This window comes from Hahella sp. HNIBRBA332 (assembly GCF_030719035.1).
In the GTDB taxonomy this organism is placed as follows: Bacteria; Pseudomonadota; Gammaproteobacteria; order Pseudomonadales; family Oleiphilaceae; genus Hahella.
The window spans coordinates 2,991,105-3,015,970 of record NZ_CP132203.1 but is presented as its reverse complement, the minus strand read 5'-3'; the positions used below and the strand labels follow the sequence as shown (position 1 = coordinate 3,015,970).

21 protein-coding genes are annotated in these 24,866 nt (G+C 52.6%); 16 read left to right on the top strand and 5 right to left on the bottom strand.

The features are described 5' to 3' along the window. Nucleotides 1-170: 170 nt before the first annotated feature. The 5 genes from O5O45_RS13365 to O5O45_RS13345 all read left to right on the top strand — a co-directional run bounded on the left by O5O45_RS13365 (nt 171) and on the right by O5O45_RS13345 (nt 4,378). On the top strand, nt 171-842 hold the full coding sequence (locus tag O5O45_RS13365) for a TetR/AcrR family transcriptional regulator (RefSeq protein ID WP_216735573.1): 672 nt from the start codon (nt 171-173) through the stop codon (nt 840-842). A gap of 71 nt (nt 843-913) precedes the next feature. Continuing rightward, the gene (locus tag O5O45_RS13360; protein WP_305905712.1) at nt 914-1,396 is read left to right on the top strand and encodes a L,D-transpeptidase; all 483 of its coding nucleotides are present in this window, start codon (nt 914-916) and stop codon (nt 1,394-1,396) included. 44 nt (nt 1,397-1,440) lie between these two features. Beyond that, nucleotides 1,441-2,481 carry a beta-N-acetylhexosaminidase gene (gene nagZ / locus O5O45_RS13355; protein WP_305905711.1) on the top strand — a complete coding sequence of 347 codons (1,041 nt, stop codon included), beginning with the start codon at nt 1,441-1,443 and terminating at the stop codon, nt 2,479-2,481. A 39-nt stretch (nt 2,482-2,520) separates the two neighbouring features. After that, complete coding sequence (locus O5O45_RS13350; RefSeq protein WP_305905710.1) at nt 2,521-3,642, top strand: mechanosensitive ion channel family protein; 1,122 nt, start codon at nt 2,521-2,523, stop codon at nt 3,640-3,642. 1 nt (nt 3,643) lies between these two features. Then, nucleotides 3,644-4,378 carry an S-methyl-5'-thioinosine phosphorylase gene (locus O5O45_RS13345; RefSeq protein ID WP_305905709.1) on the top strand — a complete coding sequence of 245 codons (735 nt, stop codon included), beginning with the start codon at nt 3,644-3,646 and terminating at the stop codon, nt 4,376-4,378. A gap of 108 nt (nt 4,379-4,486) precedes the next feature. Here the strand turns inward: O5O45_RS13345 and O5O45_RS13340 are convergent, their stop codons facing one another. After that, nucleotides 4,487-5,353 (bottom strand): peptidoglycan binding protein CsiV, encoded by an 867-nt coding sequence (locus tag O5O45_RS13340; protein WP_305905708.1) that lies wholly within the window; start codon nt 5,351-5,353, stop codon nt 4,487-4,489. Between the two features lie 156 nt (nt 5,354-5,509). After that, nucleotides 5,510-8,959, bottom strand: coding sequence for a transcription-repair coupling factor (mfd, locus tag O5O45_RS13335; RefSeq protein ID WP_305905707.1), 3,450 nt, complete (start codon nt 8,957-8,959; stop codon nt 5,510-5,512). Between the two features lie 208 nt (nt 8,960-9,167). On the opposite strand from mfd, the gene O5O45_RS13330 reads away from it, so the two are divergent. From O5O45_RS13330 to sthA, 10 genes are all read left to right on the top strand, one after another. Next, nucleotides 9,168-10,640 (top strand): glyceraldehyde-3-phosphate dehydrogenase, encoded by a 1,473-nt coding sequence (locus O5O45_RS13330; protein WP_305905706.1) that lies wholly within the window; start codon nt 9,168-9,170, stop codon nt 10,638-10,640. Nucleotides 10,641-11,060: 420 nt separating this feature from the next. Next, nucleotides 11,061-12,404, top strand: coding sequence for a Na(+)-translocating NADH-quinone reductase subunit A (locus O5O45_RS13325; protein WP_305905705.1), 1,344 nt, complete (start codon nt 11,061-11,063; stop codon nt 12,402-12,404). 3 nt (nt 12,405-12,407) lie between these two features. Further along, complete coding sequence (locus O5O45_RS13320) at nt 12,408-13,607, top strand: NADH:ubiquinone reductase (Na(+)-transporting) subunit B (RefSeq protein WP_305905704.1); 1,200 nt, start codon at nt 12,408-12,410, stop codon at nt 13,605-13,607. After that, nucleotides 13,600-14,409, top strand: coding sequence for a Na(+)-translocating NADH-quinone reductase subunit C (locus tag O5O45_RS13315; protein ID WP_305905703.1), 810 nt, complete (start codon nt 13,600-13,602; stop codon nt 14,407-14,409). Before O5O45_RS13320 ends, O5O45_RS13315 begins: the two co-directional genes overlap by 8 nt. Beyond that, the gene (locus tag O5O45_RS13310; RefSeq protein ID WP_305905702.1) at nt 14,402-15,067 is read left to right on the top strand and encodes an NADH:ubiquinone reductase (Na(+)-transporting) subunit D; all 666 of its coding nucleotides are present in this window, start codon (nt 14,402-14,404) and stop codon (nt 15,065-15,067) included. The genes O5O45_RS13315 and O5O45_RS13310 overlap by 8 nt, the downstream gene beginning before the upstream one ends. 2 nt (nt 15,068-15,069) lie before the next feature. After that, nucleotides 15,070-15,681, top strand: coding sequence for an NADH:ubiquinone reductase (Na(+)-transporting) subunit E (gene nqrE / locus O5O45_RS13305; RefSeq protein WP_305905701.1), 612 nt, complete (start codon nt 15,070-15,072; stop codon nt 15,679-15,681). Between the two features lie 30 nt (nt 15,682-15,711). Continuing rightward, nucleotides 15,712-16,938, top strand: a complete 1,227-nt coding sequence (nqrF, locus tag O5O45_RS13300) for an NADH:ubiquinone reductase (Na(+)-transporting) subunit F (RefSeq protein WP_305905700.1) — start codon at nt 15,712-15,714, stop codon at nt 16,936-16,938. After that, the gene (locus O5O45_RS13295; protein ID WP_305905699.1) at nt 16,931-17,983 is read left to right on the top strand and encodes an FAD:protein FMN transferase; all 1,053 of its coding nucleotides are present in this window, start codon (nt 16,931-16,933) and stop codon (nt 17,981-17,983) included. The genes nqrF and O5O45_RS13295 overlap by 8 nt, the downstream gene beginning before the upstream one ends. Nucleotides 17,984-17,987: 4 nt before the next feature. Then, nucleotides 17,988-18,230, top strand: coding sequence for a (Na+)-NQR maturation NqrM (nqrM, locus tag O5O45_RS13290; RefSeq protein ID WP_305905698.1), 243 nt, complete (start codon nt 17,988-17,990; stop codon nt 18,228-18,230). 191 nt (nt 18,231-18,421) lie between these two features. Further along, entirely contained in the window at nt 18,422-19,816 is a 1,395-nt protein-coding gene (gene sthA, locus O5O45_RS13285; protein ID WP_305905697.1) for a Si-specific NAD(P)(+) transhydrogenase, read from the top strand. A 55-nt stretch (nt 19,817-19,871) separates the two neighbouring features. Here sthA and O5O45_RS13280 read toward each other — a convergent pair whose 3' ends face one another. The 3 genes from O5O45_RS13280 to O5O45_RS13270 all read right to left on the bottom strand — a co-directional run bounded on the left by O5O45_RS13280 (nt 19,872) and on the right by O5O45_RS13270 (nt 22,360). Continuing rightward, nucleotides 19,872-20,618, bottom strand: a complete 747-nt coding sequence (locus tag O5O45_RS13280; RefSeq protein WP_305905696.1) for a glycerophosphodiester phosphodiesterase — start codon at nt 20,616-20,618, stop codon at nt 19,872-19,874. A 12-nt stretch (nt 20,619-20,630) separates the two neighbouring features. Continuing rightward, nucleotides 20,631-21,743 (bottom strand): 3-deoxy-7-phosphoheptulonate synthase, encoded by a 1,113-nt coding sequence (locus tag O5O45_RS13275; RefSeq protein WP_305905695.1) that lies wholly within the window; start codon nt 21,741-21,743, stop codon nt 20,631-20,633. A gap of 83 nt (nt 21,744-21,826) precedes the next feature. Then, a complete protein-coding gene (locus O5O45_RS13270) occupies nt 21,827-22,360 on the bottom strand; it encodes a DUF2062 domain-containing protein (protein WP_305905694.1) in 534 nt (177 codons plus the stop codon). A 708-nt stretch (nt 22,361-23,068) separates the two neighbouring features. Between O5O45_RS13270 and O5O45_RS13265 the strand changes: the two genes are divergently transcribed. Further along, nucleotides 23,069-24,805, top strand: a complete 1,737-nt coding sequence (locus tag O5O45_RS13265) for a DNA internalization-related competence protein ComEC/Rec2 (RefSeq protein WP_305905693.1) — start codon at nt 23,069-23,071, stop codon at nt 24,803-24,805. Nucleotides 24,806-24,866 lie beyond the last annotated feature (61 nt).

Here is a 24,866-nt window from a genome sequence, read left to right as displayed (position 1 = left end):
TTAATTTATCTGCATTCAGCGGAAACTTGATCGGCATTTCCGCTGATCTGGTTCGTTAAGAAGGCGTGTGCAATAATTGCACAATATAAAACGTTGTCAGACTTGACATTCCAGCCTATCAAACGTATGTTTCAAACACTTGTTTGGAGCGGTGCGCCAGAAGAATAAAGATGTCTCAGTCAGATACAGTAGATCGGATTTTAGATGCTGCAGAGCAGTTATTCGCGGAACGAGGGTTCTCGGAAACATCACTGCGGCAGATAACCAGCAAAGCCAAAGTCAATCTGGCTGCGGTAAACTACCATTTCGGTTCCAAGAACGCGTTGATTCAAGCCGTGTTCGCCCGCTTCATTAATCCATTCACCCGCATATTGCGAGATAGACTTCAGGGCGTCGTTGCGGAAAGTCGCAAAGTCGAATTGGAGGAGCTGTTGCAGATCGTTACTTCTTCAGTGATCGATATTCCAGCCAGGAACAGCAAGAGTCTGTCAATTTTCATGCGTCTGCTGGGGCTGGCTTACACGCAATCCCAGGGGCATTTGCGCAAGTATCTGGAGCAACAGTACTCTACTGAGTTCCGCTTGTTCATGCGCCTGCTGAAAGACGCCACGCCAGAACTGAATGCGGTGGAGCGTTTCTGGCGTATCCAGTTTATGCTGGGCGCCACGGCGTTCACTATGTCTTCCTCCGAAGCGTTGGGCAGCATCCTTGAGAAAGAATTGGGTGTAAAGACCCCTGTGATCGGCATCGTCAATCAGCTGGTGCCATTTCTGGCTGCAGGCATCAATGCGCCTTCGGACGAATCGCGCCACACCTCTACGGAAGCCGCCAGCGCAGGGTAGGTCAGGGGCGGCTGTAAACCCGGCGTGGATGTAATATCCTTGGGCGGTCGCCAATTAACGCCTGGAGCCTCATGTCGCTTTCTATTGTCATCTCTGTACCATTGCAAACATTAACCCTACTGGTTTCAGGTAATGCGGAGGAGACTTTCTCCGTTTCTACTGCCAGAGCGGGCGTTGGCGAACGTAACGGCAGCGGACAAACGCCACGGGGCGAACATATCATTCGCGCCAAGATTGGCGCGCAGGCGCCGCTAAATGCCGTATTTCGTGGCCGCCGCTGGACCGGTGAAATCTATTCTCAGGCGCTTGCCGAAGCCTACCCCGATCGTGACTGGATTCTCACTCGCATTCTGTGGTTGAGCGGGACCCAAAAAGGCTTCAACCGCGGCGGCGATGTGGATACGATGCGTCGCTACATTTATCTGCATGGAACGCCTGACTCCGAGCCGATGGGCGAGCCGCTGTCGCATGGCTGTATTCGGATGCGAAATCAAGATATTATCCGGCTTTTTGACCGCGTCGGCCCTGGAACTCCCGTTCTCATCAACGGCTAAATTGCGCGCGGCCTAAATCCAATCAGCCAGATACGCGATTTCATATGAGCAAGACAGCGAAATTGGGTCCTTTGATTATCGATCTCAAGGGGCTGGACGTTAGCGCGGAGGAAAAGGAATTACTGAGCCGGCCTATCGTGGGCGGCGTCATATTCTTCGCACGTAATTACACCGATCCTCAGCAACTGGACGCGCTAGTCAGACAAATCCGCGCGATACGTCCGGAACTGCTTTTATGTGTGGACCAGGAAGGCGGTCGGGTGCAACGTTTCCGGGAAGGACGCACTTTGTTGCCGGCCCCGGGAAGACTGCGCGCGAGCTTTCAAGAGGATCCAGCTGCCGCCCAAGCAATAGCCACAGAGTTGGGCTGGCTCACCGCTGTGGAGCTGAGAGAGTTTGACTTGGATTTCAGCTTCGCGCCCGTGCTGGATGTGGACTATGGCAAAAACAAAGTGATCGCCGACCGCGCTTTCGGTGATACGCCGGCAATGGCGGCGACGTTGGCGCGAGCTTTCTGGCGTGGTATGGGTGAGGCAGGCTGCGCAGGCGTAGGCAAGCACTTCCCGGGGCATGGTTTTGTGGCGGAAGACACGCATGTGGAAAGCGCCCGCGATTTGCGCACGTATGAAGAATTACTGGGCGCGGATATGCGGCCTTTCATCGAAATGATTGAGGCCGGCGTAGAGGCGATAATGCCCGCTCATGTTATTTACCCTGCTTGCGACCCAGCTCCCGCCAGTCAATCTGCTTTCTGGCTCACGCAGGTTTTGCGTGAGCGGTTGCAATATCGGGGCGCGATTATCAGTGACGATATGGGCATGCAGGGGGCGGATCTGGATGCGGACGAAGATGAGAGCGTAAGCGTTGTCAGAGCGTTGCAGGCGGGTTGTGATTTGTTGATGGCGTGCAACAATCCCGAGCGCTTACTCAAGGTCGCCGATAAATTGGAGGCTCTGCCTGATGATCTATTATTTCCCGGGGATTCGCTGCGCCGTCGCAACAGTATGCGGCGACGTCCTCTAGAGGCGGTGGATCCGGTGAGGCTGGCGCGGGCCCGCGAGCTGGCGCAAAGCCTGCGTCAATAGACGCGATGAAATAGCATACTAATCGATAGGGGGAAGGTTGTGTCCTGGAGTGAAGTGAGTTCTTTGTTAGGGTTTGCCGATGATTCCATGCATTGGATTGTTCGGGTGTTTCTTATCGTCTTTGTAACCCTGGTCGCCAATTATCTGTGCCATAAGGTGACAGGGCGAATAGCGCGTCAACTGGCGAAAACCCGGAACTTGTGGGATGACACGCTTCTGGACGCAGGCGCCAAACCAATAGGGGTATTCATCTGGCTGATCGGGCTTTCCTGGGCGGCGGAAGTGGCGCAGCGGGAAACCGGCGCGGTCGTGTTCGAGGCGGTGGATATTATTCGCGCGATCGGCGTCATTGTGCTGATCATCTGGTTCCTGATTCGCTTCGTCAAAGGCGCGGAAGAGATTCTGGTGTCGCCGGACAAGATGAAGCAGCCCATGGACAAGACCACCATGTCGGCGATCAGTAAACTGCTGCGCGCATCCATCATTATTACCGGCGTGCTGGTGATTATGCAGACCCTGGGATACAGCGTGTCCGGCGTACTGGCGTTCGGCGGCATCGGCGGCATCGCTGTAGGTTTTGCGGCCAAGGACTTGCTGGCGAACTTTTTCGGCGGTTTGATGATCTATCTGGACCGTCCGTTCTCTGTGGGAGACTGGATCCGTTCGCCGGACAAGAACATCGAGGGCACCGTTGAGCAGATCGGTTGGCGTCTGACTTGTATTCGCACCTTCGACAAGCGCCCGTTATATGTGCCCAATTCCACCTTCACTACGATCTCGGTGGAGAACCCTTCCCGAATGACTCACCGCCGTATCTACGAGACTATCGGCGTTCGCTATGATGATTTCAAACAAGTGCCGGTGATTGTGGAACAGGTTAAAACCATGTTGGCGGAGCACGATGAAATAGATGAAACCCAGACCATGATTGTCAATTTCAATGCCTTTGCGGCGTCGTCTCTGGACTTTTTTATCTACACCTTCACCAAGACCACCAACTGGATCAAGTACCATGAGGTCAAGCAGGATGTGCTGATCAAAGTGATGGATATTATTCAGCAGAACGGCGCGGAAGTGGCGTTTCCAACGCAAACGGTGCATTTGCCGGACCAACTGAAAGTGTTGAAAGAAGCAGAAAGTTTACAAGATCGGAGAGAATGACATGTACGCCATTATTGGAGGCACTGGACTGACTGAGTTGGACGGTCTGGAAATCAAGGGGCAGGACAAGATCGATACGCCCTGGGGGGCTCCCTCGGCGGATATCGTACGCGCGCAGTTGCAAGGGAAAGAGGTGCTGTTTTTGGCGCGTCATGGCAATCCGCACCGAATACCTCCTCACGAAGTGAATTACCGCGCCAATATTTGGGCGCTGAAAGAAGCGGGGGCCAAAGGCATTCTGGCGGTGAACGCCGTGGGAGGCATTCATCCGGATATGGGGGCGACCCATGTGTGTATTCCTGATCAGGTGATCGATTACACCTATGGGCGCGAGCATACTTATTTTCAGGGCGATATCGACCATGTCACCCATATTGATTTCAGCTACCCCTATGATGAAGCGCTGCGCAAGCTGATTTGTGAAAAGGCGACGGCTTTGGGCGTCAAGCACAGTAACTTTGGCGTTTACGGCGCTACACAGGGGCCTCGTCTGGAGACGGTGGCGGAAATCCGTCGCATGAAGCAGGATGGCTGCGACATCGTAGGTATGACGGGAATGCCGGAAGCGGCGTTGGCGCGCGAGCTGGATGTCCCTTATGCCTGTATTTCCCTGGTCGTTAATCCGGCGGCGGGCGTTAGCGAAAATATCATCACCATGGAAGAAATCCATGAGGCGATTGATCAGGGGATGGGGTATGTGAAGCAGCTGCTTGCGGCGCTGGTTGCAGAGAGCTGACCTTCAGCGTTGTGCGTTATACATACTGATCTTTGAATGAAAAAAAGCGGGGAAATTACCCCGCTTTTTTATTGGATGCTCAAAGCCGTCTAACTTGTGTGTGTTATATCAGTCTTCCGTTGGACTATCGGTTTCGCTTTCTTCTGGCTCTTTCTCGTCCTCGCCAGCCAGGTTGCCTTCTGCGGTGTCGACGGAAGTCTGGATGCGCACATTACGGACCGGGATAATTTTCACTAGTACGCCTACGACAGGATGATCCAGATAGTGGACCTCGCCGCTACGCATGCGGCGTGATTGTCGGTTGCGGTAGCGGGCGACAGGCTCAAGTCCTCTGAAGGCCTCTTCCATGAACGGCTCCTCGCTGTCGGGAGCGGTGACCTTTGCTTCCGGCGCGTTTTGCGGCATTGGCGTGAGCGCATTGGCGGCGCCCGTTTGCTCGGGGAAGGGGGTAAACATGTCATCCATAGCGCCGCCTGGCTGTTTTTGCCTCCACTCCACCAGGGATAAATCAATCGTAGTGTGCAGGTAGCGAGTGCGTGACAGGCTCACCACGCCTTCTATGCTATAGCCTTGACCCAATCTTTCCGTATCAAAAATGCGCACGGGCGTATCTTGGTTGTACGCGAGATTCGAGACCCAGGATTTATGCCAGACAACCTGATAACCAGAGCGACGGTCAAGGTTGTTGGCGATCCACTTTAACAATGTCTGGTTTGCGCCGAGCGCCTGTTTCTGCAGACTGCTCAGCGGTGTGAAATCCACCAGAAGCGGCGCTTCGGGATTGTAATCGACGGGATAGTATTCAAAGTTTTCTTCCCCTTCCGGCACGGGGGTTTTGAACATGATGAGGTCAATTTGATAAAGCCCTGCATAGGCGCGAAGGCTGGAAGACATAAGCCCAAGAAACAGCGTGAGAAAGAGTGCAATGCTTCGCGCTGAAAAAGGGCAAAGTTGAGGTGTTCGGCAAAATAGCATTTATTTGGACAACTTCTTTTGTTTTGTGATTGGAAGGCGTGCGCCAGGGAATAAAAGCTAGGGCGGGTTGATGGCGCCAATTGGGAAGTGGCCATCCATCAACAAACCCTCACAAAGTATACTACATTTCCCTGGCGCCGGGGCCGCCCGGCAGGGTTATGCGCGGGCGGGGGCGAAGGATTTCAGAAGTTTTTCCACGAATTGCATACGGTCTTCCTTGTCCTCCAGTGAGCGAGTGACGCGTAACTTGGAGCCTCCGTCCAATTTATAGTGCCTGGGTTCACGCTGGATGAGATTGACCAGTTTGATCGGTTCGATGGTGGTCTTCGCGTTGAATTCGATCACGCCGCCCCTGGCGCCGATATCAATTCGAGCGATGCCCAGCCTGTCGGCGGTCAATTTCAGGCGAGTCTGGCGGAACAGATTTTTGGTTGCGTCAGGCAAGAGGCCAAAGCGGTCAATCATCTCAATTTGCAGAGACTGCAATGCGTCCTCATCCTTGGCGCTGGCGACGCGTTTATACAGGATCAGACGGTTATGGACATCCGGCAGATAGTCGTCGGGAATCAGTGCGGGCAAACGCAGATTGACTTCACAACCTTGATCGAGAGGTTGGGTCAGATCCAGCTCTTTGCCTTCACGCATGGCTTTGACTGCGGCATCCAATAATTGCAGATAAAGAGTGAAACCGATGTTCTGAATGTGTCCGCTTTGCTCTTCGCCAAGCAATTCCCCTGCGCCGCGAATTTCCAGGTCGTGGGTGGCCAGGGTGAATCCGGCGCCGAGATCCTGTGCGCTGCTGATGGCGTCCAGCCTTTTCTTTGCGTCTTCAGTGAGATTGCGCGGCGGAGGGGTTAGCATATAGGCGTATGCCTGGTGGTGAGAGCGACCAACCCGGCCTCGCAGTTGGTGCAACTGCGCCAGGCCGAACTTATCCGCGCGCTCAATGATAATAGTGTTGGCGGAGGGGATGTCGATACCGGTTTCAATGATGGTGGTGCACATCAGCACATTGAAGCGCTTATGGTAAAAATCCGACATGACCTTTTCCAGTTCACGCTCCCGCATCTGGCCATGGGCGACAGCTACGCGCGCGTCCGGAACCATCTCCTGTAATTCCGCTGCGGCCTTATTGATGGTGTTAACTTCGTTGTGAAGAAAGAACACCTGGCCGCCCCTCAGTATTTCCCGCAGCACGGCTTCTTTAATAATGCTGTTGCTGTGCTCCTGTACAAAAGTTTTGACGGACAGGCGCTTCTCCGGCGGTGTGGCGATAATCGACAAGTCGCGGACGCCCTGGAAGGACAGGTTCAGGGTGCGTGGTATTGGTGTGGCGGTCAGTGTGAGTATATCGATATTGGCGCGCAGAGATTTAACCTTCTCTTTTTGTTGCACGCCGAAACGATGCTCTTCGTCGATGATCAGTAAGCCGAGATTTTTAAACTGGATGTCTTTTTGCAGCAGTTTATGGGTGCCGACAAGAATGTCGACTTTGCCTTCTGACAGCTTGTCTTTGACTTTCTCTATATCGCTGGCGCTGCGAAAACGAGAGATCAGTTCGATATTGATCGCAGTGTCTGCAAAACGATCCTGGAAGGACTGAAAATGCTGCTGCGCAAGCAGTGTGGTCGGCGTAAGTATCGCCACCTGCCGTCCTGCATGAGCGGCGAGAAAAGCGGCGCGCATGGCGACTTCTGTTTTGCCGAAGCCCACGTCGCCGCAGACCAGTCGGTCCATGGGGCGTGGTTTCATCATATCCTGCAAGACTGCGTTGATCGTTGTGGCCTGATCTGGCGTCTCCTCAAACGGGAAAGAGGCGGAAAAAGCGCGGTAATGCTCGTCTGGAGGCGGGCAGGCGTAACCTTTGTGCAGTTCGCGCTTGGCGTAAATCTCCAATAGCTCCGCTGCGCTGTCTTTGATTTTCTCTGCTGCTTGGCGCTTAGCGGCGGACCAGCGATCCGTACCGAGTTTATTAATCGGCGCCAGATTGTCGTCAAGACCTGCGTAACGAGATATCAGATGCAGGGAGGAGACTGGTACATAGAGCTTGGCTTCGTTGGCGTATTCCAGCACCAGAAACTCCTGCTTTTGGCCGTCCACTTCGAGCGACTGCAGGCCTTTATAGCGGCCGATGCCATGATCGATATGCACGACCGGCGCATTAAGCTTCAGCTCGGTCAAATTCTGAATAATGTTTTCCGGGCTTTCCTGCGTGCGCTTGCGTCGCCTCCGCTGCAGAACTCTGCCCTCATACAGGTCGGCTTCCGCTACGACCAGAATCCGGTTTTCGTTATCGGCGAAACCTTTCGCCAGCTCCGCCACCGTAATATTCCACGGGGCGTCGGAATTCAGGCACTCTTCCCAGGATTCCAGCAGATTGAGCGGTCTGCCGTGCTCCTTAAATGTATCCATCAGCGCCTGTTGGCGTCCGGCGGATTCGGCGCACAAGACAACCTTGTAACCGCTGTCCTGCTGGGCGCAGTCAACAGCCTGCAGCGGGTTTTCCTTCTTGGCGTCCAGGGCCAGGTGAGGAAGGGGAGAGAACGGTTTGTCCGTTTCTTCGGACTTGGCGCTGAATTGCGCGCGTGGGAACTGCTTCAGTCCCTCAAACAACTCCTCAACTCGCAGATAGATATCCGCCGGCGGCAAAATGGGGCGCTGAATGTCGTGGCGCAAATCCTCGTAACGCTGCTCAAGATCTTTCCAGAAATGCAGCGCTTTTTCGTGCAGCCCGTCATAAAGGGCGAAACAGGCGTCCTTTGCGACATAATCCAGCAGGCTCGCGGTCTCGGTGAAAAACAGAGTGAGATAATACTCCAGTCCGGGCGTAGCGATGCAGCGGCTTATGTCTTGCAGCAAAGGGCTGTTGCGCGATGCGCCAGGAAACTTCTCGTAGAAGTTGTCTTTGAACAGTTGGATGGACGCGTCGTTAAGTGGAAATTCGTGCGCGGGCAGCAGACTGATTTCATTTACCTGTCCTGCGGAGCGCTGAGTCTCTGGATCAAACTGGCGCAGGGTTTCGACTTCTTCGTCAAACAAGTCGATACGATAGGGCGCTTTGGAGCCCATAGGGAATATGTCGAAGATCGATCCTCTGACGGCAAACTCCCCGTGCTCGTAAACTGTATCTACACAGCGGTAACCCGCCTGCTCCAGCTCGGATCTATAACTGTCTATCCTGAGCGGCTGCCCTTTGCGCAGGAACAAGGTGGAGCGCTGGACAAATTCTTTCGGCGCCAGGCGCACCATGATGGTGCTGAGCGGAACGATAAGCAGGCCGCTGTCGCAAGTCGGTAGTTTGTGCAGGGTCTGAATACGCTGGGAAATAATGTCCTGGTGAGGCGAAAAAGTATCGTAAGGAAGGGTTTCCCAGTCCGGCAAAGTCAAAATTGGGGGTGTGTTTTCATTTTTTTTCGCATCCCCTAAAAAAAATTTTACTGCTGATTCGAGCTGATCCGCCGAAGGCATATCTGGTGTTATTACCACCAACAGGCGTTTTTGCTCTTTGAGCGCCTGCGCCAGAATGTAAGCGTCTGACTGTCCGACTGCTTGAGGCCAGTACTTGATAGTCGTTGAATTTGAAGGAAGTTGGCGCCGCTCTGTCAACTCTATATCTCCACCTTAAAGTCAAGGGGCATTCTACAATTGTTTCGTAAAATCACAACCAAACCCCGGAAACGTGATAGCCAGTCCACTTGTGTAAGAGTCCTGAAACGCCTTGGAATGCGTTAAAAATCAAGGAGCCTAAATTGCTTCGGATGTTTTGAAAAGGGATAATGAGCGCCCGATTTGCGCAGACGAGAGGTGCATAAAAGTGAGTCAAGAAAAATTGGATGCTTGTTTTGGGGAATGGAAGGAACGCGAAACCGTCGCCGAAGCGATGATTCCCCTTATCGGAAGACTGTACAGAAAATATAACGTCATCACATCCATATATGGTCGCCCAATCATCAACCGTTCAGTGATCGGCCTGTTAAAGGCGCATCGCTTTGTGCGTCAGGTGGCTGAACATGAACTGTCCGTGCACAATACTTATCCTATATTAAAGTTGCTGGACGAACTGGAACTTGGGCACGCTCACGTAGATATCGGCAAGCTCGCCATTAAATACGAAAAAATAAAAGACACGGTTGCGCTGGAAGATTTTGTGCGCAGCGAGCTGGACGAAGTGGTTGGGAAAGGCGCCGTCGAAGGAAGTATGGGGACTTCCGGAGAAAGCAAAGATGTCGTGTTGTTCGGTTTCGGACGTATCGGACGTTTGCTGGCGAGAATTCTTATTGAGAAAGCCGGCGGCGGCGCGAACCTGCGCTTGCGCGCAATTGTCGTGCGCAAAGGCAATGCAGATAATGATCTGGAAAAACGCGCCAGCCTGCTACGTCGCGATTCCGTACACGGCTCCTTCCAGGGCACGATCACCGTGGACGAGAAAGAATCCGCAATTATCGCTAATGGCAACTACGTTCAGGTTATCTACGCGAATAGCCCGGATGCAGTGGATTACACCCAGTACGGCATTGATAACGCGATTGTTATCGATAATACAGGGGTATGGCGCGATGAAGCCGGCCTGTCCCGCCATCTGGAATGTAAAGGCGTTAAGGGTGTGTTGTTGACTGCGCCGGGCAAAGGCTCGATCAAGAACATCGTATATGGCATCAACAACCATCTGATCACTGCGGAAGATCGCATTCTTTCCGCGGCCTCCTGTACGACCAACGCCATTACCCCGGTGCTTAAAGCGCTGAATGACGAGTACGGCATCAAAGATGGTCACGTGGAAACCGTTCATTCCTATACCAACGACCAGAACCTGATCGATAACTACCACAAAGGCAGCCGCCGCGGACGCAGCGCCCCTCTGAACATGGTTATCACGGAAACCGGCGCAGCCAAGGCTGTCGCCAAAGCGTTGCCTGAGCTGGCTGGCAAGTTGACTGGTAATGCGATCCGCGTGCCGACACCAAACGTGTCGCTGGCTATCCTTAACCTTAATCTGGGTCGCGATACTTCCGTAGAAGAACTGAACGGCTATCTCCGTGATGTGTCTCTGCACTCTGATTTGCAGAAGCAGATTGACTTCGTCAATTCGCCGGAAGTGGTGTCCACTGACTTTGTCGGCTCCCGTCGCGCAGGCGTTGTCGACGCGCAGGCGACCATCGTCAACGGTAATCGCGCCGTGCTGTATGTTTGGTACGATAACGAAGCAGGATACAGCGCGCAGGTGGTTCGCGTCGTGAACCAAATGGCGGGCGTTACCTATACGGTCTATCCTAAAACAATGGGGTAAAAGAGCCATTGTCGGATCGACCCTGAAAGGTTGACCAACTGGTTAAAAAGGCGGGCCATGGGTGTCCGCCTTTTTTGTCGATGTGGAAATATTGAGCGGTCGAATTGGGTGTTCTAATACTAAAGTCTAGGTGTGCTGGTAGGCTGTATATCCTGGTAAATGCGCCTGAATAATTGTAATCAGATGGTAATAAACCTTAGCGGAGCCCCTGAATGACTGAATTCACTGAAAAAATAGGGGATTGGCCGTAGAAGCTCGCCCAGCGTAGTAGAAAATCCGGATTTGCGTCACTATAATTATGGCGTTTTTTGGTCGGCCATCCTGTGCATCCCTCCAACAAGGGCAATCCTAAACTCCAATCACAAGAGCGCATTCGTGGTGGCTGTAAATCAATTTATTCTGATGATTAGGCGGGGCTAGATGATCAAGATCAAGAAAGGCTTGGATCTTCCGATAGCCGGAGCGCCTGCACAAGTCATTGAAGACGGTAAGCCTGTAAAACAGGTTGCTTTAATCGGATTTGACTACAATGGCATGAAACCTACCATGGAAGTAAAGGTAGGCGATCGTGTCAAGTGCGGCCAGCTTCTATTTACTGATAAAAAGACGGAAGGCGTCCGTTACACTTCGCCAGCGAGCGGCGTCGTGTCGGCGGTTAACCGAGGCGAGCGTAGGGTGTTTCAGTCGGTGGTTATCGACGTTGAAGGGGATGAGTATGAGCAGTTCGCTCAGTACAGCCCTGAGGAATTGCTCAATCTGTCTCGCGAACAGGTTGTCGAGAACCTGATCGCTTCCGGAGACTGGACTGCGTTGAGAACGCGTCCGTACAGCAAGGCTCCTGCCATTGACGCTGAGCCTCATTCCATCTTCGTGACGGCGATGGACTCCCACCCACTGAGCGCCGATCCGGCGGTCATTATTAATGAAGCCAAGACCGACTTTAAAAACGGTCTGATTGTTCTGGGTAAATTGACTCGTGGCAAAGTCTTCGTATGCGCCCGCGCTGGCGTCAGTTACGATCTGCCCAGCAGCTCTAACGCTGTACAAGAGCAGTTTGACGGCCCACATCCCGCCGGTTTGGCTGGCACCCATATCCATTACCTTGATCCTGTGAGCGCGTCCAAAGTTGTTTGGACGATAGGTTATCAGGACGTAATCGCTATTGGTCGCCTGTTCACATCCGGACGTAAGTCTGTGGAGAGAGTGGTCGCGTTAGCGGGCCCTATGGTCAATAAACCTCGTCTGTTGCGCACCCGTGCGGGGGCGTCTCTGACCCAATTGACAGACGGTGAATTGAAATCATCCGAGGTGCGTCTGATTTCCGGTTCCGTTCTTGGCGGCCGCAATGCCAAAGGCAGCGTAGCTTTCCTGGGGCGTTACGCCAATCAGGTATCCTGCCTTGAAGAAGGCTACAAGCGTGAATTCATGGGCTGGTTGTCGCCGGGTTCCAATAAGTTCTCCTTATTAAATATTTATCTTTCCAAGCTCAACCCGGGCAAATTGTTCAACTTCACCACCACCACGAACGGCAGCGAGCGGGCCATGGTCCCCGTTGGTTCGTATGAGAGGGTGATGCCGTTGGACATTCTTCCAACACAACTACTGCGCTCACTGATTGTCGGCGACACAGAAATGGCGCAAAAGCTGGGTTGTCTGGAGCTGGATGAAGAAGACCTTTCCCTCTGCACCTTTGTGTGTCCGGGTAAATATGAATACGGTCCTATTCTTCGCGATAGCCTCACTCGCATTGAGAAAGAGGGTTGATGCATGGGAATGAGAGAATTTCTTGACAAAATTGAGCCGCAATTTGAAAAAGGCGGCAAGTATGAGAAGTGGTACGCGCTTTACGAAGCCGTCGACACCATCTTCTATACACCTTCCAAAGTGACCAGCGCCAATACGCATGTGCGTGACGGCGTTGATTTGAAGCGCATCATGATTACGGTGTGGTTCTGTGTATTCCCAGCCATGTTCTTCGGCATGTACAACGTGGGTTACCAGTCTAACACCTATCTCGCCGCTAATGGTTTGACCATGGATATGGACTGGCATGGCGCAATTATCGCCATGCTGGCTGGCAATAATCCCGCCAGCATTTGGGATAACTTCATTTATGGCGCGGTTTACTTTCTGCCTATTTATGCCGTTACGTTCGTTGTCGGCGGCTTTTGGGAAGTGTTGTTCGCAACGATCAGAAAGCACGAAGTGAATGAAGGTTTCTTTGTTACTTCTATTCTCTTTGCTTTGATCTGCCCGCCAACAATCCCTCTTTGGCAGGTGGCCTTGGGTATCAGTTTTGGGGTGGTGATCGGTAAGGAAGTCTTTGGCGGCACGGGTAAAAACTTCTTGAACCCGGCGTTGACTGGTCGGGCGTTTCTGTATTTCGCATACCCTGCTCAGATTTCCGGCGATGCTGTTTGGACCGCCGTTGACGGCTTCAGTGGCGCAACGCCTCTGAGCGTAGCAGCTTCCGGTGGATTGAATGCGTTGTCTACCAACATTTCCTGGATGGATGCGTTCCTTGGCTTCCAGCAGGGCAGTGTGGGTGAAACTTCAACCCTGGCTATTCTGTTGGGCGGCGCTGTGCTGTTGATCATGGGTATTGCGTCCTGGCGTATCGTCGCTGGCGTTTTTCTTGGGATGGCGGCGACAGCTACTTTGTTGAACGTTATCGGCTCTGACACCAATCCGATGTTCCAAGTGCCTGCACACTGGCATTTCGTGTTGGGCGGCTTTGCGTTCGGTATGATGTTTATGGCGACGGATCCCGTGTCCGCATCCATGACTAATACTGGCAAGTGGGCGTTCGGCATATTGGTTGGCCTGATGACAGTCTTGATTCGCGTTGTTAACCCGGCGTTCCCTGAAGGCATCATGTTGGCTATTCTTTTCGCCAACCTGTTTGCGCCGTTTATCGATCATCTGGTGATTCAGGCCAATATCAAACGGAGGCTGGCGCGTGTCTAAGTCAAACGATTCTATTCAAAAGACGGTCATCGTCGCGCTTGCGTTATGTATCGTCTGCTCAATCTTCGTATCTGCTTCAGTTGTACTGTTGAAGCCTATACAGGTTCAAAATAAAACGTTGAACCTGAAGGAAAATATTCTGCGTGCTGCAGGAATGTTAAGCGCGACTCCCTCTAAGAAAGAGGTGGAGGAGAAGTTTGCGCAGATTACTCCTAAGATCGTCGACCTGGATACCGGCAAATATGTCGAGCCCAAAGACATCGGTTTTGAGAGTGTGGATGCGTTCGATCAGAAGAAATCCTCACAAAACCCTGACCTTTCCAAAGCGTTGTCTTCAGGCGAGGATTTGGCTGGAATAAAGCGTCGCGAGCGCTACGCGAAAGTATATCTGGTTAAAGAGGGAGACAAACTGACCCGGGTGATTTTACCTGTTAAAGGGTATGGTCTCTGGTCCACTCTTTATGGCTTCCTTGCTCTGAAGGCTGATGGCGACAGTGTGGTCGGACTCGGTTTCTATGAGCACGGAGAGACGCCAGGATTGGGGGGGGAAGTTGATAACCCCAATTGGAAATCACAATGGCCTGGCAAAGAGGTATATGACGAAAACTTTGACGTTGCCGTACGACTTGTCAAAGGAGGGGTGAATCCTTCGGCGTCTGACGCTAAGTACTCTGTAGACGCGTTGTCCGGCGCCAGTCTCACCAGCCGTGGCGTAGAGAATCTGCTTCATTACTGGCTGAGCGAGAGCGGGTTTAAAACGTATTTGGAAAGGGTAAGATCCGGGGAGGCAGGAAATGTCTGAAGTAACGCCGAAGAAGGTTCTTCTGGAGCCAATTTTCTCCAACAACCCGATTGCCTTGCAGATCCTTGGGATTTGTTCGGCGCTGGCGGTGACGACCAGTCTGCAGCTGTCGCTGGTTATGGCTATTGCTGTGTCATTGGTAACCGCTTTTTCCAGCTTTTTTATCGCCATGATCCGTTCGCATATTCCAAGCAATATTCGAATTATCGTGCAAATGACGATTATCGCCTCTCTGGTAATAGTGGTTGACCAGGTGTTGAAAGCCTATGCATATGAAATCAGTAAGCAGCTTTCCGTCTTTGTTGGTTTGATTATCACTAACTGTATTGTAATGGGGCGCGCTGAAGCGTTCGCTATGCAAAACAGTCCGGTGTTGAGCTTCTTTGATGGGATTGGCAATGGCGCAGGGTATGGTGCGATTCTGTTGATAGTCGCCACAGTTCGGGAATTGTTCGGAGCAGGTAAGCTGTTTGGAGCGGAAATTCTGCCGACGGTGGCGAATGGTGGGTGGTATCAGCCCAATGGCTTGCTATTACTGCCTCCAAGCGCGTTCTTCATCATTGGCCTGATCATCTGGGGCTTGCGCTCCTGGAAGAAAGATCAGGTGGAAGCGCCGGAGTACAAATTATCCGCGCATAAAGTTAAGGAGGCGTTTTAAGCATGTTTGAACATTACCTGAGCCTCCTTATCAAGGCGGTATTCGTTGAAAACATGGCCTTGGCCTTCTTCCTGGGAATGTGTACGTTCCTGGCTTTGTCCAAGAAGATGGAAGCGGCTATTGGTCTGGGTATTGCGGTTGTCGTCGTACTGGCTGTGACTGTGCCTGTTAACAACGCCATTTATAATGGCCTGTTACGCGAAGGCGCATTGAGCTGGGCGGGGTTGCCTAATGTTGACCTGAGTTTCCTTGGGTTGCTGACATATATCGGTGTTATCGCCGCTATCGTACAGATATTGGAAATGGTGCTGGATAAGTTCTTCCCCGCGCTTTATAACGCGTTGGGTGTGTTTCTCCCGCTGATTACCGTTAACTGTGCGATCATGGGCGCCTCCCTGTTCATGGTTGAGCGTGATTACACATTCGGAGAGAGTCTGGTGTACGGTTTCGGCGCTGGACTGGGCTGGGCGTTGGCGATCATCGCTTTGGCCGGTATTAGAGAGAAGCTGAAATACAGTGACGTTCCTGAAGGTCTGCGTGGTCTGGGCATCACCTTCATCACCGTAGGTCTGATGTCGCTTGGTTTTATGTCTTTCTCAGGCATCTCTCTGTAATCGGTCCGAACAGGTGAAGGTTAATTACAAATGAACACTGAAATCATATTGGGCGTAGTCATGTTCACCGCCATAGTGCTATCACTGGTGGCGGTGATCCTGGCGGCGCGCGCAAGACTGGTCAGCTCGGGCGACGTCACCATTGAGGTGAACGGCGATCCCAATCACACAATCAAAACGCCAGCCGGCGGCAAGTTGCTGCAAACATTGGCTGGAGAGGGCGTATTCTTGTCCTCCGCCTGCGGTGGCGGCGGCAGCTGCGCACAGTGTAAGTGTAAAGTTTTCGATGGCGGCGGCTCCATGTTGCCGACGGAGAGAGCGCACTTTACACGTCGTGAAGAGAAAGAAGGCTGGCGCTTGTCCTGTCAGGTTGCTGTAAAGCAGGACATGAAAATCGAAGTGCCGGAAGAAGTCTTCGGCGTTAAGAAATGGGAGTGCGAGGTGGTGTCTAACCATAACGTCGCCACTTTCATCAAAGAGCTGGTATTGAAATTGCCGGACGGTGAGGTTGTTGACTTCCGCGCTGGCGGTTACGTTCAGCTTGAGACGCCAGCCTACGACGTGACGTTCGATAAGTTTGATATCGAAGAGCGCTTCCGCGAAGACTGGGATAAGCACAACCTGTGGCGTTTCCGTTCCGTCGTGAAAGAGCCGGTAATTCGCGCATACTCTATGGCGAACTATCCAGAAGAACGCGGCGTACTGAAGTTCAATATCCGTATTGCGACGCCTCCTCCAGGCACCAACTTCCCACCTGGACAAATGTCCTCATGGGTATTCTCGTTGAAGCCTGGCGATAAGGTAACTGTATACGGGCCCTTTGGTGAGTTCTTTGCTAAAGAGACTGACGCTGAAATGGTGTTCGTTGGCGGCGGCGCCGGTATGGCTCCAATGCGCGCGCACATCTTCGATCAGCTGAAGCGCCTTAAGACCAGCCGTAAAATGTCTTTCTGGTATGGCGCTCGTAGCCGTCGTGAAATGTTCTACGTGGACGACTTTGACGGACTGGCTGCGGAGAATGATAACTTCCAATGGCATGTGGCCCTTTCCGATCCGCTGCCTGATGACAACTGGACGGGCTACAAAGGGTTCATTCACAACGTGTTGTATGAAAACTACCTGAGAGACCATCCAGCGCCAGAGGACTGTGAGTTCTACATGTGCGGACCGCCCATGATGAACGCGGCAGTTATCAAAATGCTGAAAGATCTAGGTGTTGAGGACGAGAATATTCTACTAGACGACTTTGGTGGTTAGTATTATTTCTGCGTTCTTCAAAATCAGAAAGCCCGCCAGTGCTTTACTGCTTTCCAGCAGTCTCGCATTGGCGGGCTGCTTTCATTCTGGCCCGGAATTGCACTCTTCTGAGGGCAAGATCATGGGTACGACCTATCATGTTAAGTGGGCTTCTGATTCGAGTAAGTCGGAGCAGGAACTGGCGCAGGGCGTATTGGCGCAATTGCAGCTGGTTGATCGCCTGATGTCGACTTACAAGCCTGAGTCGGAATTAAGCCGTTTTAATCAGTCTGAGCCCGGAAGCTGGTTTGATTTCTCGCCTGAAACATTTGAAGTATTTCAAATTGCCCAGGGCGTAAGCGATATCAGTGGCGGCGCTTTTGATATCACTGTGGGCAAGCTGGTGAATCTTTGGGGCTTTGGTCCTGATCTTCGCCCGATTAAGATACCGGATGACGCCACGCTTTCCAGCGAGTTGTCCAAAGTCGGCTACCAACATCTCAAATACCAGGCGGATGGCGATAAAGTCCTCAAAGAGACAGCGATGTACGTTGATCTCTCCGCTGTCGCCAAAGGATATTCCGTTGACCTGGCGGCTAAATACCTGGAATCGCAGGGCGTCACTGACTATCTGGTTGAGGTTGGTGGGGAAGTCATGCTGAGCGGCCATAAACCAGACGGGCAGCCTTGGCGGATCGCCATAGAGTCGCCGGTAGTAGGCGAAAGACGGGCTCAGGACGTGTTGGAATTGGATAGAGGCGCGGTAGCCACCTCTGGAGACTATCGTAATTACTTCGAAGAAGACGGCGTGCGCTACTCCCATACCATTGACCCCCGCACTGGCAGGCCGATTGGCCATAACCTTGCCTCAGTAACGGTCATCGACGATACGGTGGCGCGCGCGGATGCTTTGGCGACGTCCTTTATGGTGATGGGGCCGGAACAAGGTATGGAGGTGGCGGTCAAAAACGATATCGCCGTGTTGTTTATTGTCCGGCGGGACGGTAAGTTTGTAGAAGAAACGTCTCCCGCGTTTTTGCAACGAATCAAACGATTGGAGGAGTAGAGCGATGTATGTGTTTCTTGTTGTGTTCGGCGTCATGCTGCTCATCGTTTTGGCCATGTCTATTGGCGTCATTCTGGGTCGCAAGCCTATTTCGGGTTCTTGTGGCGGTATGAGCGCCTTAGGTATGGAGGTCGCCTGCGATATTTGCGGAGGCGATAAAAACAAATGTGAAAAAGAGACGGAAGCCGCCAAGCAATCACAGGCGCAGGCTGAAGATCTCGCATACGACGCCACTCGTAAGGAGTGAGCTCTTAACCTTATATAAGCAAATCTGCGGAATGCCTCATTGGGCGCTCTGCGGGTTGTGATTGAGTTGTCGCACGCGACGATGCGCTTATCTGGCGTCGCGATTTAAGTCATTAATTATAAAGATGTCCCGTCCGGCGGCCTGCGGCGGCTGCGATCCGGCGGGATAGGATTTCAGGAGACCGACAGCGCATGGCTGAATATCGTTATGATGTGGTTGTAATTGGCGCCGGGCCGGCTGGCGAAGGCGCGGCGATGAATGCTGCGAAGCACGGCAAGCGCGTTGCAGTGATTGAGGATAAGAGTCAGGTTGGCGGCAATTGCACCCATATGGGGACAATTCCGTCGAAAGCGTTGCGACATGCAGTTAAACAAATCATCCAGTTTAATACCAACACTATGTTCCGGGATATTGGGGAGCCGCGCTGGTTTTCTTTCCCCAGAGTCCTGCAGAATGCGGAACGAGTAATTGGTAAGCAGGTCAAAATTCGTACACAGTTTTACGCCCGCAACAGGGTTGATCTGTACCGCGGTCGCGCCAGTTTCATTGACGAGAACCGTATTGAAGTGCGGGGCGGTCTGAACGGCAAAGAAGTCTTATATGGCAAGCAGATTGTCATCGCGACAGGTTCCAGACCTTATCTGCCTGAAGACGTAGACTTCACTCATCGCCGTGTCTATAACAGCGACAGTATTCTCAAGCTTAGCCATACGCCTAGAACGCTGATTATCTACGGAGCAGGGGTTATCGGCTGTGAGTATGCCTCCATCTTCGTCGGCTTGGGCGTCAAAGTAGATCTTATTAATCCCGGCGAGCGTTTGCTGTCTTTCCTTGACGGAGAAATTTCCGATGCACTGAGTTATCACCTGAGGGATAACGGGGTACTGGTGCGACATAATGAACAATACGATAGCGTGGTCGGTGATGATCATGGCGTTGTATTGACGATGAAGTCCGGCAAGCGCATTCGCGCTGACGCCTTCCTCTGGTGTAACGGCCGCACTGGTAATACAGATAATTTGGGGTTGGAGAATATTGGGCTGGAGCCCAACGCACGTGGTCAGCTGGCGGTGGACAATCATTACCGCACCAAGATCCCCCATGTGTTTGCGGCGGGCGACGTGATTGGCTGGCCCAGTCTGGCTAGCGCCGCCTATGATCAGGGGCGTTCAGCATCCTCGGAGATTGTTAAGGATGATTTCTTCCGCTTTATTACGGATGTGCCTACAGGGATTTACACGATTCCTGAAATTAGTTCCGTCGGCCGGACAGAGGCGGAGTTGACGGAAGCCAAAGTGCCTTATGAAGTGGGGCAGGCGTTTTTCAAGGATCTGGCTCGCGCGCAGATTACTGGCGACACGGTTGGTATGCTGAAGCTGCTGTTCCACCGGGAAACGATGGAGTTGCTGGGAATCCATTGCTTCGGAGACCAGGCTTCTGAGATTGTGCACATCGGACAGGCCATCATGAATCAGCCCGGCGAGCTGAATACCATTGAGTACTTTGTTAACACCACATTCAACTACCCCACTATGGCGGAAGCCTATCGGGTGGCGGCGTTAAACGGGCTCAATCGGATATTTTGATCTGGTTTAGGCGAGAGGGTTTTTGCTTCCCTCTCGCCTTCTGTCGTGAAAGCGACTATTGCGCGTGAGTCAGATGCGGCTGCTGGGTCTTTAGGTATTTGAGGACGTGGCAGGGGTAATCGGTGATCACGCTATGTACGCCCAGCTCCTGCAAGCGTAGTACGTCGGGAATCATATTCACCGTCCAGGTGGAGACTTCCAGTCCCGCCTTTCTGGCCTCTCTCATCAGCTCCTCATCGGCCAACTTGTAATATAGCACCAGCATTCGGCAGTTGAGCTTGAGTGCGGTTTGTATTGGGCCTGGAAAGCGTTTCTCCGCGACATATCCCGTGTCGATGGAGCCATTCAGTCGCTTGATCTGCTGCAGCACCCAAGAGTTTGAAGACGTGACGATGACGCGCCCAAACAGCTTTTCGTGTTGGATCAGCTCTACCAGTCGATTGCAGAGTATGTTCAGCCTGGGCTTGGTGTCAGTCTTGATCTCCAGCTGTATCGACTGAAACTCAGGGCAAGCCGCCAGTATGTCCTGTAGTGTCGGCACAGCCGCTGGCTCATGCCACGGCGGGATGTGTAGTCCTGCGTCCAGGTCGCCCAGTTCCGCCGCAGTTAGCTCCGCTACCTTGGCGGCGTGACCGGTGGTGCGATTGGTGGTTTTATCATGAATGACCATCAAGTGGCCGTCCTTGCTGAGCTGAAGATCCAGCTCAAAATTGCGGATGCCTTCCCGATAGGGATGAACAAAGCCGGCGACGGTATTTTCCGGCGCTTCGCCCTTGGCGCCCCGATGACCCACAATAATCATATTGAGTTTCCGTTAATTGGACTTCTTATAGATTGCTTGGCGTTTAAGGTAGGTTTCCCTGCATAAATTCGCATCTTCCAGAAATGCAGGCAAATCCGGCAGGGTCAGAGCCTGAGGGCCATCTACCAGCGCTTTGGATGGGTGAGGGTGGAAGTCCACCAGAACCATATTGGCCCCCGCGATGATTCCTTGGGCGGTGGCGTGAGTGACTTCCAATATTCCATCGGGCGCGCGCTCATGATTGCCAACAGAATGTGACGGGTCCACGCAAACTGGCATACGGGTAAGGCGTTTGATGACAGGGACGTGAGCAAAGTCCACCAGATTTCGGTGAGGCGCTCCGCCATCCGTTTTCATGCCGCGCAGGCAAAAGACGACATTGGCGTTACCTTCGCTTGCCAGATACTCCGCCGCGTTAAGTGACTCATTCAGCGAAATGCCGAACCCTCTTTTCAGTAGGGCGGGGTATTCTTTCTGTCTGCCAATAGCCTTGAGAAGTTCAAAGTTTTGCGTGTTACGGGTGCCGATCTGCAACATAACGCCTGTAGGACGGCCGGTTTTCTCCAGACACTCGTCAATTTCCTCGATATGGCTCTCGTGAGTAATCTCCATAGCGATTACTTTAATGTCGTATTTTCCGGCCAACTCGAAAACATAAGGCAAGCAGTCTTTGCCGTGGCCTTGGAATGTGTAGGGGTTGGTGCGTGGTTTGTAGGCGCCCATGCGGGTGCAATGCTGGCCGTTTTCCTTAAGAGCGCGCATCATTTCTTCGACATGAGTCGGATTGTCTACTGCGCAAAGGCCCGCGAATACGTGGAAGCTCTCTTGATCAAACGTCAGCCCATTGTAATGAAATCCGGTGGTGCGCTTACTGTCTGCGTGGCGGCCAAGAATGCGATACTCTTCAGAAATACGTACGACTCGTTCAACAGCGGGTAAGGCTTCTAACTCTTCGGCGTTCAGCTTCTTGGTGTCTCCAAGAAGATAGAGTTCCGTCAGCTTCTGCTGTTTACCTTGAATTTCATGCACTTTGCTGGAGACGCCAGGTAGTGCGTCAATAAAGTTCAGGGTTTCTCTATAGGCTTCCGAGGAAATATCTGTATCAGGGTGAAGAATGATCAGCATAGCGGTTTCCTGATGTAAGGGATGGATTCTTGGAGTAGACGGATTCGATGCTAATTGTTTCGCCGCGGAGGCGGCAATGTTCTTTATTGAGCTTTGGTGTTTTGACAGGTCATGCCTGACGCGCGCTGAGCTGCGCGCTTTTCCTGTCGTTTTCGCCAGTCATGCCTGATTTTGCGGCGCCATAGGTACTCGACGACAACATAACCCATTACGGAAAAGAATAGCCCGCAAATGAATGAGCCGAAATAGAGCGGTAAGCCAATCTGATAAAGCTTTTCGCCCAGCCAGGCGAAACTGAGCTCAAACTCAAAATGAACTTTCTGCATGCCTAGAATATGCGCGCCAACCAGATAGTTGAAATAAAAAATAGGCGGCATAGTGACAGGGTTGCTAATCCATACAAGGGCGACGGCTAGTGGCAGATTGCAATTCACCCAGACAGCGATGAATGCGGCCACCACCATCTGAAAAGGCATGGGAATAAAGCTACAAAACACGCCGACCAGGACGGCCTTGGCGATAGCGTGGCGGTTGATATGCCAGAGGTTGGGCTCATGTAAGATGTCGCCTAAAAAATGCAGAGACTTGTTTTCTTTAAGCTTGTGTGGATTTGGCATCCACTTCTTGATGAAATCTTTAGGCATTTGCTGATTACAACCGCGTGAAAGTCGTATAGAGTGCTGCTCCGAAAAAAGCCGCCATATATTAGAGTGTAATGTAAATTTAGGGAACAACCGATGCGCACATGGATGCTCGCGCTAACAGCCGGATGGCTAACAGTTTTTTTATTCGGCCATCATTGGCTTTCGTTCATTTCCCGGTATGTCTGGATTTTCTCCCTTCTAAGCATTTTAGCCTTGCTGAGCGTTATTGCGGGGAGTCTCAGCGGCCGAGGTCGCTATTATACCCCGGCATTGTTTCTGTTTGGGGTCATTTTCGCCGGATTTCGATTACAAAATATTGCGGAATCCTTGCCTTCGTCACTGCTTGGCGAATCCTTACAACTGCACGGAGAGATATGTGGTTCCGTGCGCGCCGATAATGTGCAGTCCTTTTCCTTTTGTGTCGCAGAAGCCCGCAGGAATGGCGTTTTGCTGCCTGAGTTGGCGAACAGGACAGTACGTTTATCCTGCTATTACTGTGAGGAGGAATTGCACGAATCCGGGCGCTATTCCCTTCGAGCGAAATTGAAAGACCTTCGGCCATTACAAAACTTTCATGAACCATGGGCTTGGCAAAAGCTTTGGAGGTCTGGCCTGTATGCTAGAGGCTCCATCGTTCAGGGTTCTATTGAATTATGGGGGATGGGGCGGACTGGAGGGCCGATGGAGAGGTTGGCTGAGTTGCGGGCCCGGATTCGGGATCAGGTTCGCTCGACGACTGGCTTGATGACGCATCAGCGAAGCTTCTTGGCGCTATTTCTGGGGGCCCGCTCTGAATTGGACGAGTCGCAATGGGAAGCGCTGAGGCGCTCAGGGTTGACGCATTTGTTGGTGATATCCGGTCTCCATGTCGGGCTGATAGCAATACTGGTTATGTTCGCCTTGCGCTGGATGTTTTGCTGGCTCCCGCGACAGTATGCTGACTGGGTTGCGTGCGGTCTGACGATATTGGCGATACTCTCCTACGTTGCTCTGATCGATTATGGTTTGCCAGCGTTACGCGCTTCGTTGGCGGTGTGTCTTGCGCTGCTTATGCTGCGGTTGCGTCGCCGAGTACTACCGTCGACATTCTTTATTGCGGTTTTTTCCTGCAGTGTGCTTCTGGATCCTCTAGCTCCCTGGAGTGCGGGCTTTTGGTTGTCCTTTGTGGCGGTTGGGCTACTCTTTGTCGCCTTTAGTCACCGGCCGCTGCAATCTTTCTCGAAACTGGGGTCATTGTGGCGTTCGCAAATGGCCTTGACCATTGGTCTTGCTGGGATTCTGGCGATAAGTTTTCAGCAGATTCCGTCAGCGGCTCCCTTGGCTAACCTTGTTGCAACTCCATTAATTACATTGATCGTGGTTCCCTTGGGGCTTCTGGCGCTTGCTGTTGCTTTGGTTTGGTCAGCGGGTGGAGAGATGTTGCTGCGAATGACGGATATCTGTCTGGATGGCTTTTGGCGCGTAGCCGAACTGGCCTCTTTGGGCCCTGTTTTGCAGACGCCTTTGGAAGTGACGCTGGCCGCAGTCGCCTTCATCATGGTTGGAGTCTGCGTGGCGGGGGCAATGCGGATGCCTGGCGCTGTCTGGTTCATCGGAATGCTGGCGCTGCTCGGCCTGGGAATGCGTGAGCGGTATGAACAGGTTTGGTTCCGTTTTACCTTATTGGATGTCGGGCAGGGATTGGCGACAGTAATAGAAAGTCGTGGCGAGACGGCTTTGTATGATGCTGGGCCCGGTTTCGCGGACGGATGGAGCGCCGGCGCCGCCGTAGTCGACCCTTATTTGCGGTCTGTCGGCGTCAAAGGATTGAAGTACGCTGTCATCAGTCATGGAGATAGCGATCACGCTGGCGGTTGGAGTGATGTTCGCGCAAACTTCACTCTAGCGTACGCACTATCTGGTGAGCCGGAGAGAGTGGCGGGAACTAAGCCCTGTATCGCCGGGGCCATCTATCAAGTCGGCGGGGCGAGAATGGAGGTCCTTTGGCCTCTGAGGGAAGTGAGCGGGAAAAGTAATAACCGCTCCTGCGTGATACGCTTGACGGTGGGAGAGCTGGCCATACTTATGACAGGTGACATTGAGGCGTCAGCGCAGCGGGAGCTATTGGCTGAAGCTAATGATAAGCTGGCGTCTGACGTTATGGTGTTGCCGCATCATGGAAGCGCATCCAGCTTTCTACCTGCGTTCGCATCCGCTGTGTCTCCACGGGTCGTCATCGCCTCCGCAGGCTATCTCAATGCCTTTGGTCATCCGCATAAACTGGTGCGGGACTGGTTTGTGCGCAGAGACGCAGCTTTCTATAACACGGCCCAGGTTGGGGCTGTTCAGGTGTCAATCGAAGAGGGCGGCAGCGCGTTTAAAATACAGTTTGGCGGACCTTCTGACGAGGTTCTGATGACGCTGGGTAATAATCGCTGATTCTGTGAACAACCCCGTGCTTTTAAAGGGCTAAGATTACTTACCGATAAGCTTTTGCTGT

Coding starts and splice junctions, on each gene's coding strand:
- nqrF (WP_305905700.1), top strand. CDS start 15,712: ATGAACACTGAAATCATATTGGGCGTAGTCATGTTCACCGCCATAGTG.
- nqrE (WP_305905701.1), top strand. CDS start 15,070: ATGTTTGAACATTACCTGAGCCTCCTTATCAAGGCGGTATTCGTTGAA.
- O5O45_RS13265 (WP_305905693.1), top strand. CDS start 23,069: ATGGAGAGGTTGGCTGAGTTGCGGGCCCGGATTCGGGATCAGGTTCGC.
- O5O45_RS13310 (WP_305905702.1), top strand. CDS start 14,402: ATGTCTGAAGTAACGCCGAAGAAGGTTCTTCTGGAGCCAATTTTCTCC.
- O5O45_RS13340 (WP_305905708.1), bottom strand. CDS start 5,353: ATGCTATTTTGCCGAACACCTCAACTTTGCCCTTTTTCAGCGCGAAGC.
- nagZ (WP_305905711.1), top strand. CDS start 1,441: ATGAGCAAGACAGCGAAATTGGGTCCTTTGATTATCGATCTCAAGGGG.
- nqrM (WP_305905698.1), top strand. CDS start 17,988: ATGTATGTGTTTCTTGTTGTGTTCGGCGTCATGCTGCTCATCGTTTTG.
- O5O45_RS13360 (WP_305905712.1), top strand. CDS start 914: ATGTCGCTTTCTATTGTCATCTCTGTACCATTGCAAACATTAACCCTA.
- sthA (WP_305905697.1), top strand. CDS start 18,422: ATGGCTGAATATCGTTATGATGTGGTTGTAATTGGCGCCGGGCCGGCT.
- O5O45_RS13270 (WP_305905694.1), bottom strand. CDS start 22,360: ATGCCAAATCCACACAAGCTTAAAGAAAACAAGTCTCTGCATTTTTTA.
- O5O45_RS13280 (WP_305905696.1), bottom strand. CDS start 20,618: ATGATTATTGTGGGTCATCGGGGCGCCAAGGGCGAAGCGCCGGAAAAT.
- O5O45_RS13345 (WP_305905709.1), top strand. CDS start 3,644: ATGTACGCCATTATTGGAGGCACTGGACTGACTGAGTTGGACGGTCTG.
- O5O45_RS13320 (WP_305905704.1), top strand. CDS start 12,408: ATGGGAATGAGAGAATTTCTTGACAAAATTGAGCCGCAATTTGAAAAA.
- O5O45_RS13275 (WP_305905695.1), bottom strand. CDS start 21,743: ATGCTGATCATTCTTCACCCTGATACAGATATTTCCTCGGAAGCCTAT.
- O5O45_RS13365 (WP_216735573.1), top strand. CDS start 171: ATGTCTCAGTCAGATACAGTAGATCGGATTTTAGATGCTGCAGAGCAG.
- O5O45_RS13325 (WP_305905705.1), top strand. CDS start 11,061: ATGATCAAGATCAAGAAAGGCTTGGATCTTCCGATAGCCGGAGCGCCT.